Below are 12,026 nucleotides of genomic sequence, written 5' to 3'. Positions count from 1 at the left end.
GAAGGTTGGGACAATCCGTTAGGATTATTAGTTGACTGGGGTTCTGTGGGTTGAGGTTCAGAGGCTAAATTTTGGGAGGAGGGTTCCAATTTTGTAGCAGAAGTAAACCAGTTGGATGTTTCTGATAAAGGGCTGGTTTCTGGAAGGTCGGAAACGCTTGGAGCGCTGCGAGGTGGAATAATGTAATCGGGTTCAGTAGATGGCACAGAAGGTTGGGACAATCCGTTAGGATTATTAGTTGACTGGGGTTCTGTGGGTTGAGGTTCAGAGGCTAAATTTTGGGATGAGGGTTCCAATTTTGTAGCAGAAGTAAACCAGTTGGGTGTTTCTGATAAAGGGCTCGTTTCTGGAAGGTCAGAAACACTCGCAGCAGAGGCATCCAGTTGATTGGATGTGTCGAGTAAATTGGAGCGAGTTTCTGCTATGGCTGGGGTTGAGTAAGCGATGCTCAGGAGAGCCAAACCGACGACAATACTAGCATTGTATGCTCTTGAAAGGAGCGCCGTAGGGTTAACGATAAATTTGAGGAGGTTAATCATCATTAAAAGCGCGAAAAGTAGGGATTAAATATATTAGTTAATACAGTGATTCAATCCTCATATCCTGATGATTTAATAACAATTCTATTTCTGGCTTTAATATTGTTATATATCAATAGGCTTGGGTTAATTCCGAGCCCCCCTAGCCAAGGGCGGGCACGGGGGCACCGCCCCTACGAAGGGTGGGACAAGAAATTACTCAAATTCCCCCTTTTTAAGGGGGATTTAGGGGGATCTCCGAGGAATAAATAGTTTTAACCCAAGCGTATTGTGTTATATATAGCGGGTCTAATACCAATTTTTTATGAGGCCCCGTAGAATCTGATCCCCCCTAACCCCCCTTAATAAGGGGAGTAGGGGGTGGGACAAGATTCTTCTCAAAGTCAACCCCTACTCCCCAACAATCAGGGGGAGTAGGGGGTATGCGAGGGGGATCGAGATATGTGCAACTTCACATTAAATTGGTATAAATCATTGGTACAAATAAATATGTAGGGGTAGTGCTACCCCTACTCCCCGTGCCTACCCCCCAGCGATCGGGGCAACCACGGGGGGTTTGCCCATACAAGAATTAAATAATTCATTTAGGTTCGCTATAGATGCAATAAAAAAATATTTATTGGGATGAATATTTTGAATTTTTAATAATTATAAAATCAGAATCAAGGGTGCGCTAACGGAAGTTAACGCACCTGATTATTTCAGAATTTAGACAATTAGACAGGCGCGACCGCCCTAATTAGGTTCTCCAAAATACTCGATTTTTTGGAAAAAATCACCCGCCCCAATCCCGGCGGAATTTGTGTTAACTAAAGAAGCGAGGGTTTCTCCGGTTGATGCAATTTTAATTAAGGTGGAACTACCACTTTGGGCAATCTGTAAAGCGCCGAAAGTTAAACCTCCATCTAATCGGATTTTGTCTTGGCGACCTTGGAAGCCATAGATCAGATCCTGACCCATTCCTGGTGCAAGGACAAAGGTATCAAATCCTGCATCCCCGTAGAGCCGATCGCTCCCTGCACCGCCATTGAGGATATCGTTACCATCACCCCCATAGAGGATGTCATCACCCAGATCGCCGAGGAGTTCGTCGTTACCGGCATCACCGTAAAGGCGATCGCTGCCTTGACCCCCCCGCAACGAATCGTTATCATTGCCACCGTAGACAATATCGTCGCCGGAATTACCATTGATGGTATCGTTTCCGGCGTTACCATAGAGGACATCGTTTCCGGCGTCACCGTAGATTTGGTCACCAGCCGCAGTACCCCGCAGAATGTCGTTATTGGGTGTACCGTAGATAGGCCCGTAGATTAACTCGCTCGTCATGAAATACTTTCTCCTGAAAAATAGTGAATTTGCGTCAAAGTAGCGAAGAGATAATTTACCTCCATACACACCTGAAAACTTGGCGCTGAAAGAGTTACAGAGGTCAGCGTGCAAAAAAGTCGCAGAAGTTGCCGCCGTGGCCGCCAATTGCTGAATTGTTATGGAAGCTAATACCGTTCGTCCTCACCAAACCGCTATTGAGCAACTGAGAACCACCGAGTCCTGCGGCACTGCCAATGGGTAGGGCAGAGGTAGCGATTTGAGCGCCTGTTAGTTCGTGGAGTCGTGCGATGAACTCTTCGCCAGCATCTCCGGCTGCAACCTTACAGCCATAGAAGACGAGGTTGGCAACATCCCACTTTTGGAGATGCGGGGCGTAGTGGATTAGGGTATCTAAACTTAGTTGGCTATTGCCCAGATACAAGCAACCTGGGGAACCGTGGGAAATAATATGAACGGCATCGGTATTTGGACGGTGTTGTAAAACCAGGCTAATTTGCTCGATGCCATCGGCCGTCCCATCTAGGACAAAGACTTCAGTAGTGGAAATGACATCCTCAATGAGTAGATCGGCGTTTTCTACTCCAGCATCGATAAAAACAATTCTGGTGGCTGGATTGATAGTTTTTGAAGTATTTAGCATGGGTTTCATCGGGGGAATGTCCTGTTATTCATCAGAAGGTATTGCGGATAAAAACACCCTATTAATAAGGATCTCGGCTGACTGGTTGGTTCGAGGGAAGCGGAGATCCTGATCTGATATTTGAACGGAGATAAAATTGATTGACCGGTGAGGTTAGCTGGCTAGCTAACCTTTCACAACCGTTCTAGGGAGTGGGAGACTTAACAACAGCATTGTTAGTAGCGGTACCAATCTGCACGTTGACAGTTCCAGCATTAAACTTATTCTCTTGTGGGGTAGCTCTTGCGGTGTCAGAAACGGGCGTAACGTCGAAACCAGTCGGATTGCCGACAGTCGTAAAAGCCTGTATCCCTGCACTACCCAGAGCCCAAGCTGAGTTCTGTAAAGCATTGCCCCCTCCAGCAGCACTGTAGTTGAAAGCAGCAGCAGAAGCGTTTTCTTTACCGACCGCCGCCGAGACAGCCACACCTGTAACTTTGTCGGAGTTAACGGTGAAAGCTGCGGAACCTGCTATACCACCTTCACCGGCACGGGCTACGGTAGCGAAACCAAAAGCATTGAGAATAACGAGACCACTAACGAAAGCAATACGACGAATCATAATTTTTCAACTCCAGGGTTGGTTTTTTGTGTTCTATTAGTTAGACGTTTCCCGAAGGCGATTTGTGAATAATTCAGTCTTTAGATAGATGACATCTCTAACTTTTGGGGGTGACCAGGTTTGAGGGAGGATTTGACCAATTCCTGCTACGCAGTCGATCTCTCAATACGGTTCAGTTAAGCTCGATCCCCCCTAACCCCCCTTAAAAAGGGGAGTAGGGGGTGGGACAAGAACTTACTCAAAGTCCCCGCAACGATTCGGGGGATTTAAGGGGATCTCCGAGCAATAAATAGTTTTAACCCAAGCGTATTGGTCTATCTCTTCCTGAAAATCTAGATTGACGAAACCAGGGATGCCGAATTTTTCCATGCCAAATTCGGCCTAGCGCCATATCGCGCCAGTCATAGAGAAAGCGAGAATATAGGGGATTGCAGCTCGCGGCAGCATTAATGCCCAATACGCTTGGGTTAAAGAAAATGTTGGGCGGAGTGAAACGGAGGGTTCGTTCCACGGGCCCAACCTACGCACTACTGATTTAAAGCGATTTTCTGCCTGCCTATTTTTCAGATGGAAGAAAGCCAGCCGCCACTGTCTGCCCACATCCTCCTGTACAGTGGAAAAAGCGATACAGCAGACGCACCGTTGCGCGATATGCCTGCGGCACCCTGGGGCGATCGCATTTCGGGCGATCGAACATCGGTCAAGTATTGGTTTTCTCTGTTGAGAAACTGGGAATACAGCGGATTGCAGTCGCTGATGGTACAACAGCCCTGTGCGGGCAGCATTAATGATGCCTGTACACCAAGAGCTTTTTGGCTTTCCCAAGACTCAGAAAGTAATCCGCTGTAGGGGTTAGGGGCGATCGCTTTTTCGCTGTCATCCCCCAGACTATTAGCCAATATCCGTAGGGGCGAATAATCCTTCGCGCCTAGATGCAAAACACACACCGCCGCTTCTTGCTGTTCCTCACCGACAACAATTTCTCTTTCTGTGCTCTCCCCATCAGATTGAGCATTCACTAAAACCGATTCTTGAATTTCCCCACCGGCAACAATTTCTCTTTCTTCAATCTCCTCTGTTACCGTTTTTTTTTCAACAATATTCTGAGACTTTTTCCCTTTTGCAGATTGAGGAGAAACCCTCGACTTAGGATTAGACAAATCCGCGTCAGTCCCCTCTTCACCGAAATTTTCATTGAACCGCTGACGCAAAATTGCCCGCGCCTGGGAAATCCGCTTGCGGACGTTATCGTAAGATATACCAAGCTGTTCTGCAATATCTGGATAAGATAGCCCTGATTCAAAATGGAGAAGAAAAGTCTCGCGCAATCTATCGGGCAACTCATCTATTGCCTCGCGAAAAAATAATTCGACTTCACCCCGCATAGCAGCGCGAACTGGTGTTTCTTCTTGGCTGATTAATTCGGTTTCGTTTCCTAAAGCAATGGTGTCTAAACTGTCAACTCCTACTGCACCCCTGTTGCGCTCTCGATGGATATCGGCGCACAGGTTATAAGTCAGTTTGGTTAACCAAGCCTTAAAGTTTTTGATATCATCCGTACCATCTCTTGCTTTCTCCCAAGCTTTCAGCATCGCGCGACTGAGGGCATCTTCGGCATCGGTTGGGTTGCCCATCCACTTGCGACAGCAACGGTAAAGGTAATCTTGATTATCCTGCCATAATTTCCAAAAAGCTGAATCTATATCTGGAGTGCATGAGGAAGGGACTGATGCAGAACTAGAAATTAACATCTGTGGGTGCCGAAACTCTAAGTGGACAAACAACTGGCGATTAATTTAGGCCGTAATTTACCTAGCCTCAGATGCACCTATCACCATGTTGACTCACCACTCAGGCTCATGTCAGTCGGAAAAGTCGGATCTTTTAAGTCGGAAAAGTCGGAAAAGTAGGATCTTCGCGGCTATGAGTGCATAGCTGAGACATCCCTTGGCAGTTTTAGGAGTTACGCAAACGGCTTTTTAACACTATTGGTAGTGTAAGGTGCGCCATAAGCACCCTACAGATAGAGTTTATGCGTAATTCCTAAGTAGCCTGTGCGCCATATGCACCCTACAGATAGAGTTTATGCGTAATTTTTCAATTTAATGTCACCAAGCTAAAATCTGAACTTTAAGATTTAAAATCCTTGGACAGAGGATTAAGCCACAGCAGAATTGTCTGTTTTAATTGATTTAATTCTCGATACACTTCTTGTTTGACCCACTGCCCGATCGCGTCGAAGGGCGTAAAAATTTGACCCACAGGCCAGCTAACATCTTGCCCCAAGGGCGTTTGATGGTTGCCCGCTAGAGTCTGAACTGTAATCATGTCGGGAAATCGTGCTTTTAGCAGTTTTGTCAACAGCAGGGTTTGGTCGATGTTGTCGCCGTTAAATTTGACTAAAAGATTGCGCCGGATTTGATAGCTATCTTGGACGAGGCGATTGGTGTCTTGCGGGGACGGGGTAAACTCAACGTTAAAGACGGGGGAAATTTGCTCGACGATCGGGATTGCTTCGGATGCTGCATAATTGTTGAAAGAGATCAGGATATTGCCTGCCCTTTCTATGTCAAATACAGAACCGATCAGCAAGTGCAGTTTGCATCCCATGCTGTGTCCCATGCCGTAAACGGGGAGATAGGAAGATTTGAGCAATTTAGTGGCCCGCAGGCGATCGAGGGCATTTTCAAATTTGTTGAGGACATCGCGGGCGATCGCAATATGATCCAAAGTATTGACAAACGGCGTTGCGACTACAACATATCCTTGATTCCCCAAAGCCTCTAACAGCCAGCGATAGGTGAGTTGCGGTGCTGTCGCCACAAATGCACCGCCGAGAAAATGTACGATCGCGATCGGTCTTGAAGGAATTAATACCCAGTTACCAGAAATTTCTTGCCAGTCCATAAATTCAATCTAATTCCAAATAAAAAGGCGATCGTCCTCTGAAGGTAGAAGGCCGAATGTTTTATAAATTTTTGCTTTTATTTTCGGCCTCAAAAAGGGGTTTGCTACCCATTTTTTAATTCCAAAAACTTTCCTTTTTACTTATACATTATTTATTCTAACTGTTGTGGGGGCAAATAGCACGGCTGGCGATCGCTGCTATTTTCGCCCTGTATAAGGTTGAAGTTGGCGATCGAATAAATCAAGGCTGACATCCGCGACTTTCAAAAATTTTTATATTGTGTCCCATCGCACGGCTGCAAGCCGCTGTAGCTGGTATTGCGGGTAATTGACCCTACAGGATATTAACAGTCAAATACGGATCAAAACCCGAATATCGCGTATTAATCAGCCCCAGGGCTATCAACTTTGATTCGGCTGTATTGGCAGCACCTCATTTCTTGACTCAACCCGCATACAGCAGTTCTCAATCTTGGTGAGGTATGCCCTATGCCCACGGAGGCCTATGCCCGCTTATCAAGTGTGCACCTCATGTTAATGAGAAAGGCTATACAAGTATAACATCCTTTAGGACAACCCCCCGATTTCAGACGATCGCTGGGGGTTTAATTCTGGCGAATGACTGATACCTTCTGCGGTTTGATGACTCAACTTTTCGTGAGTCTTCATCCATTTCCACTTGTGCACAGTAGCTTGAGGATTGAGCACTGTGGTAGCGATGCCGTAAACAATAGTAGGCAAAACCTCCCGATTTAACCAACTTTGTCCCAGCTTTCTCATGTAGTGCAGTGCCAAAACTTCTCGAAATTTGTTAAGCTTTTGCAAAAGCGGCAAATTCTTAAAACATAACTCTTCGTACTCCTGGAGTGATAACTCTTTTTCTCCCCGCAAGCGCCACAGTTGGTTTTCCTTGACACAATCAGAAGCTATGCGCTTCTTCAGCCAGTGCTTATCTGTGAGAGAGTTCCCTCTAATCCGATAATTTCCCAAAGGTTCTGTCGCCGCTAGCAAACCGTACTTTTGAGCAATTTTGGTAAATAACTCTGTATCTTCTCCTACCTGCCAATCTTCGGGAAACCCGCCTTCTTGGAGTAGAATAGAGCGATCGACTACAACAGAAGACGGGAAAACCCAAGGACATTCGCCTGTCTCCTTAATCGCCTGCATTTCTGCTTTAGTGGTAGGATAGGTGGGAATGTAACTCAACTTGTTGCCGCGCTTGTCTAAATACCGCAAAGCGTGAGCCACAGCTTTGACTTCGGGATTGTCTGCGAGCATCTTCAAACAAACTTCTAACTTATTGGGTTCCCAGGTATCGTCGCTGTCGATAAACGCTACCTACTCGCCCGTTGCCCGATATATCATTAAATTTCTAGCCTTAGAAACCCCGTAATTTTGGGGATTCTGGAAGTATTGAATTCTCGAATCTTGCTCGACCAGCTTAGCAGCAACTTTGTCAGTAGCGTCAGTAGAGCAGTCATCAACAATTAAAATTTCTAGATTCTTGTGGGTGCCATTGAGTACGGAGGCAACTGTCTCGGCCAGAGTGTCGGCAGCATTGAATGCAGGAATGATTACGCTGACTTTTTGGCTGTTCATAACTTGCATTAAGGTGTGGTTTGGTAGTTGTTCGCCGAAGTATATAGCAATCCTAAATGATTTGTGTAATTATTGTAGGGGCTCTCCCCACGCCCGGTTGCCCCGATGCAGGCTGGGGTAGGCATTCTTAGCACTACCCCTACATATTTTTACAACTGATGCGAGGATTGCTATAGTCTCGAAGCAGACACTCTGACTCATTTACGTGCAAGTACCTGTAGTCAGGAAACGGGCCTAGATACTGCCAATATAACAGGTTTACGGACATTAGTGCGAGCTACCATAAGGAGGGGACAGCCGTTAGCAGGCGGAGTGCAGACTATTATTTGGCGGGCAATTTTTCTGACACGAAGGCCACGGGTGCGAGGGATTGAGGGTTTTTACGGGGGACTGGAGTTGTCCTAAATTCGATCGCATCTTTTTGCTTTAATAGGACTTACCCAGAAAAACCCGGTCTCAATCAAAATCATTGGTTTGAGAACTATAGAGCTACTAAAAAACCTGGTTTCTGACTCAGAGCGATTCCGGTTAATCGGTGAGCATAAAATTGTTTTTCATGGGCCAGAGGCTGGCGAGTGAGGACTTTGATTCCTCACTCGCCAGCCTCATTATAATTATTTAATCAAACTTGAGAGCCAGATTGGGTAAATCCTGTTGTATTGATTAACTAACCAGTCGAACAACTGCCCAAAAACGGCTATAGCAATCCTAAATGATTCAGATAAATTTGTAGGGGTAGTGCTAAGAGTGCCTACCCCCTATCTATCGGGCAACCGGGCGTGGGATTGCCCCTACAATAATTATGCAAATGATGCGAGGATTGCTATATGCTAAATCTGCTCTATGTTGGATTACCATAGCCATCACCTAAAATACTGATTATTTTGCTGTTGCTTAATCATGCTCTGAAACAAAAATAATTTGAAGATTCAGAAGCTTTGTGAATCCTGGTTTATATGATTGGCATCTTTAGTTTTTTCTATCGTAAATCAGCAACGGCGTTTTTGTAGGTTCCTCAGCTCTTTTGAAATCGGTATTTTCTTAAAAAAGATGCTTTTTCAAACTTGTTTAATTATGAATTGGCCATAAGCTGTCCCTGATTTTTCTCTTCCTCTTGTACCGCGATCGCCTCCCAGGGTCAAATCGTTTTTCCGTCTGCCATAACAGGTAATTTATCTGCGATTGAACTTAGTATTGCTAGTTCTTAGGGAAGACCATCATAAAATTATACTGTAAAAAATCCTCGCCTCACCCGTAAAAAATGTTGCCAAATTTCTTGAGTAAAGTGCGAATTTATACTTGTTGCCTAACAGTCTTGGTGTTGGGTGGCTGCCAGCAGCAGCTACAGCCAAACTTGCAGCAACAGCGCAGCAAACAGGGGATGGCAGTTTCAGCTCACCCTCTGGCGAGCGCTGCGGGGCTGGCCGTGCTGCAACAGGGCGGCAATGCAGTGGATGCGGCGGCTGCTACGGCTTTGGCGATTTCGGTGGTGGAGCCTTTTTCGGCGGGTATCGGCGGCGGGGGTTTTTTGCTGCTGCGGCGGGTGGAAACGGGGACTGTGCAAGCGCTGGATTTCCGGGAACGAGCTCCGAAACGGGCGGCGCGGGATATGTACCTCGACAAGCAAGGGAAGGTGCGCCAAAGGGCAAGTCTGGACGGGCATTTGGCGGCGGGTATTCCCGGCACTGTTGCTGGACTTTATACGGTGCACCGCGAGTATGGTAAGTTGCCTTGGGCACAGGTGGTGGCGCCGGCGATCGCCCTGGCGGAAAAAGGCTTTCCGGTAAGTTCGCGGTTTACCACGGCTACCGGGCGACGACAGGATGTACTCAAAAAAAACCGGGCGGCGCGGGAGGTTTTTACTCGCGGTGGCATTTTATACCAACCTGGTCAGCTTTTGGTGCAGCGGGATTTGGCGCGGACTTTGCGACAGATTGCACAAAATCCGCAGAGTTTTTATAGCGGGGACATTGCGCGGGCGATCGCCGCCGATATGGCTAAAAATGGCGGCATTATCACTCTCGAAGATTTGAAAAACTATACGCCGATTTGGCGGAATCCGGTTTGCGGCAACTTTCGCACTTACGAAATTTGCGCGATGTCGCCTCCTTCTTCCGGCGGCGTTCATTTGTTGCAAATCTTAAATATTCTGGGAGATACGGATCTCAAGAGGTTGGGGAGGCAAAGTCCAGATACTTTGCACTTGCTGGCGGAGAGTATGAGGATTGCTTATGCCGATCGGGCTGAGTATTTGGGCGACCCGGATTTTGTGAGTGTACCGGTCAAAGCTCTGACTAGCACCAATTATGGCAAATTCAGACGATCGCAAATCCAAATGTCAAAAGCCAGACCCTCCAGCGAGGTAAAAGCTGTTGACGCTGAAACTTTGAGCCGCTTTGTGTGGGAGTCTCCCGAAACTACCCACCTAACGGTAGTTGACAAAGAGCGCAATGTGGTATCCTTAACTTTTACAGTGAATGGCGGTTTTGGGGCGGGAGTCGTGGCTGCGGGTACGGGAATTTTGCTCAACAACGAGATGGATGATTTTGCAGCCGCGCCGGGAGTGCCGAATTTGTTTGGTTTGGTGGGCGGGGAGGCAAATTCGATCGCCCCAGGGAAGACTCCTTTATCGAGCATGACGCCGGTCATCGTGACAGAAAATGGCAAATTTCGCCTCGCTGCGGGGGCTCCCGGAGGCAGCACGATTATTACCACGGTGTTGCAAATTGTACTGAACGTATTGGTTTACGACATGAATGTCGGCGATGCTGTATCTGCACCGAGGATTCACCATCAGTGGCAGCCCGATCGCCTGAGGGTGGAACGGGGAGGTTTTGAGGCTGCGACGCTTTCGGAGTTGCGGCGGCGGGGACACCAGATTGTTGAAGGTGACGGCTGGGGCAATGCCAATGCGATCGTCCTGACTGCAGACGGTTGGTTGGAAGGGGCTGCCGATCGGCGCGGGGAAGGAGAAGCAAGGGGGTTTTAGTCAAAAGTCAGTCGATTAGAGATTTTAGATTTTAGACTTCGGCCAGCGGTCGAGTGGCGCGAGGGTTGAAGGATTTTAGATTTACTCCAGAGAAGAATCTGGGATATTGAACTAGGGTCAAAAATTTTGATCTCTCTACGACAGGAATCGGGGGCTTGTATGGTTTTTTTGGGGGAGGTCATGAGTCATGAGTCATTAGTCATTAGTCCTTAGTCATTAGTCATTAGCTATTAGTCATTAGTCATTTTGGAGAGCGCCAACGGTATCCAAACCGGGTTTCTTGGGTCTCCAGTGCGTAAGTCCTGAAATTATTAGTCTGTGTACGTGTATTTTTGCATCCGTATTTTTGCGCTGATGTTTATAGGCTGACTTATTGCCAAGAACTACCAAAAAGAATAACCATAGAAAGCGTATATACACTTATGTGTAAAGTTATTGTAAAGGCACTAGACATTGATACTTATATAATGTAAAAATTAAGTTGTGCAGAGAATCAGGTTTGTATCTTCCAGGAAAAATTTATGCTAATTACTCACAAAATTGCTGCCTTAACAGCTACATTAACTACTGCTCTGAGTTTGTTGGCAGCGCCAGCAATGGCATTTTCGGTAGGGGCAACTAATAACACTGCGACTTTAAGAAATAATTTATTGGGGGCTAATACAGCCGGGTTGAGTAATTTCTCTGTTTCAATTAGGGGTAATTCGGCTGCTTTTGGTACTTTCACTAATGACCCCTTCGGTTTGACATCAGGTGTTGTTCTGAGCACTGGTAGAGTCGCCGATATACCGGGTACGAATCAGACTGATAACTTCACGATAAAGGACAGCGATTTAAGCACGGACTTTGGACCTGAAGGTGAACAGGGGGATGTGACTCAGCTAAACCTCAGCTTTTTTGCTGATAGCACGGTTCAAAAGTTGTTCTTTCAATATGTATTTGCTTCTGAGGAGTTTCCTGAGTTCGGCGCTTATGAAGAATATAATGACGATTTTGAACTGCTGCTGAACGGCACTAATTTGGCCAAATTGAGCGACGGAAAAACAGTTACGATTAATAATCTGGTTCCAGATCCATATAATCGCTCTACATATCACTCAGACTATATTGATAACCCAAGTTTGACAGGTATTGCTGCTAACATCGTTAAGCTCGACGGTTTTACTAAAGTTTTAGGTTTTGAGGGTTTGCTCAAGCAAAATCAGACGAATGTTCTCAGCATCCGCATTAAAGATGTGGGCGATGGCAAGTTAGATTCTGCTGTATTTATTAAAGGCGGTTCTGTGGGGACGGTTCAAGCTGAGCCGGTTCCCGAACCGATGACTGTGGGGGGTTTGATGGCGGGAGGCGCTATGCTGGCTGCTGGACGAAAGTTACGCAATGGCCGTGGCGGAAGTAATTAATAACGGATGTTGAAGG

9 protein-coding genes and 1 pseudogene are annotated in these 12,026 nt (G+C 46.6%); 2 read left to right on the top strand and 8 right to left on the bottom strand.

All coding sequences use genetic code 11. From position 1 onward, the window contains the following. From QUB12_RS10420 to QUB12_RS10385, 8 genes and pseudogenes are all read right to left on the bottom strand, one after another. Positions 1-542, bottom strand: a pseudogene (locus QUB12_RS10420) (hypothetical protein); the annotation flags it as partial. A gap of 732 nt (positions 543-1,274) precedes the next feature. Beyond that, positions 1,275-1,868 (bottom strand): hypothetical protein, encoded by a 594-nt coding sequence (locus tag QUB12_RS10415; RefSeq protein ID WP_333306655.1) that lies wholly within the window; start codon positions 1,866-1,868, stop codon positions 1,275-1,277. Between the two features lie 103 nt (positions 1,869-1,971). Then, positions 1,972-2,520 (bottom strand): DUF4347 domain-containing protein, encoded by a 549-nt coding sequence (locus QUB12_RS10410; protein ID WP_333300326.1) that lies wholly within the window; start codon positions 2,518-2,520, stop codon positions 1,972-1,974. 175 nt (positions 2,521-2,695) lie between these two features. Further along, positions 2,696-3,112, bottom strand: coding sequence for a hypothetical protein (locus tag QUB12_RS10405; RefSeq protein WP_333141671.1), 417 nt, complete (start codon positions 3,110-3,112; stop codon positions 2,696-2,698). A gap of 563 nt (positions 3,113-3,675) precedes the next feature. Then, a complete protein-coding gene (locus tag QUB12_RS10400) occupies positions 3,676-4,863 on the bottom strand; it encodes a sigma-70 family RNA polymerase sigma factor (protein WP_333141669.1) in 1,188 nt (395 codons plus the stop codon). 379 nt (positions 4,864-5,242) lie between these two features. Further along, entirely contained in the window at positions 5,243-6,019 is a 777-nt protein-coding gene (locus tag QUB12_RS10395) for a DUF1350 family protein (RefSeq protein WP_333141667.1), read from the bottom strand. A 567-nt stretch (positions 6,020-6,586) separates the two neighbouring features. Further along, a complete protein-coding gene (locus QUB12_RS10390) occupies positions 6,587-7,348 on the bottom strand; it encodes a glycosyltransferase family 2 protein (protein ID WP_333141685.1) in 762 nt (253 codons plus the stop codon). Positions 7,349-7,357: 9 nt separating this feature from the next. Then, positions 7,358-7,618 carry a glycosyltransferase family 2 protein gene (locus QUB12_RS10385; RefSeq protein ID WP_333141664.1) on the bottom strand — a complete coding sequence of 87 codons (261 nt, stop codon included), beginning with the start codon at positions 7,616-7,618 and terminating at the stop codon, positions 7,358-7,360. A gap of 1,261 nt (positions 7,619-8,879) precedes the next feature. Between QUB12_RS10385 and ggt the strand changes: the two genes are divergently transcribed. Continuing rightward, positions 8,880-10,607, top strand: coding sequence for a gamma-glutamyltransferase (gene ggt, locus QUB12_RS10380; protein WP_333306653.1), 1,728 nt, complete (start codon positions 8,880-8,882; stop codon positions 10,605-10,607). A 521-nt stretch (positions 10,608-11,128) separates the two neighbouring features. Further along, a complete protein-coding gene (locus QUB12_RS10375) occupies positions 11,129-12,010 on the top strand; it encodes a choice-of-anchor L family PEP-CTERM protein (protein WP_333306651.1) in 882 nt (293 codons plus the stop codon). Positions 12,011-12,026: the final 16 nt, after the last annotated feature.

The sequence above is a fragment of the Microcoleus sp. B7-D4 genome (assembly GCF_036705125.1).
Classification (GTDB): Bacteria; Cyanobacteriota; Cyanobacteriia; order Cyanobacteriales; family Microcoleaceae; genus Microcoleus.
The sequence above is the reverse complement of the archived record's forward strand: the minus strand, read 5'-3'. Positions and strand labels throughout refer to the sequence as shown.

Coding starts and splice junctions, on each gene's coding strand:
- QUB12_RS10415 (WP_333306655.1), bottom strand. CDS start 1,868: ATGACGAGCGAGTTAATCTACGGGCCTATCTACGGTACACCCAATAAC.
- QUB12_RS10410 (WP_333300326.1), bottom strand. CDS start 2,520: ATGAAACCCATGCTAAATACTTCAAAAACTATCAATCCAGCCACCAGA.
- QUB12_RS10405 (WP_333141671.1), bottom strand. CDS start 3,112: ATGATTCGTCGTATTGCTTTCGTTAGTGGTCTCGTTATTCTCAATGCT.
- QUB12_RS10400 (WP_333141669.1), bottom strand. CDS start 4,863: ATGTTAATTTCTAGTTCTGCATCAGTCCCTTCCTCATGCACTCCAGAT.
- QUB12_RS10395 (WP_333141667.1), bottom strand. CDS start 6,019: ATGGACTGGCAAGAAATTTCTGGTAACTGGGTATTAATTCCTTCAAGA.
- QUB12_RS10385 (WP_333141664.1), bottom strand. CDS start 7,618: ATGAACAGCCAAAAAGTCAGCGTAATCATTCCTGCATTCAATGCTGCC.
- ggt (WP_333306653.1), top strand. CDS start 8,880: ATGTTGCCAAATTTCTTGAGTAAAGTGCGAATTTATACTTGTTGCCTA.
- QUB12_RS10375 (WP_333306651.1), top strand. CDS start 11,129: ATGCTAATTACTCACAAAATTGCTGCCTTAACAGCTACATTAACTACT.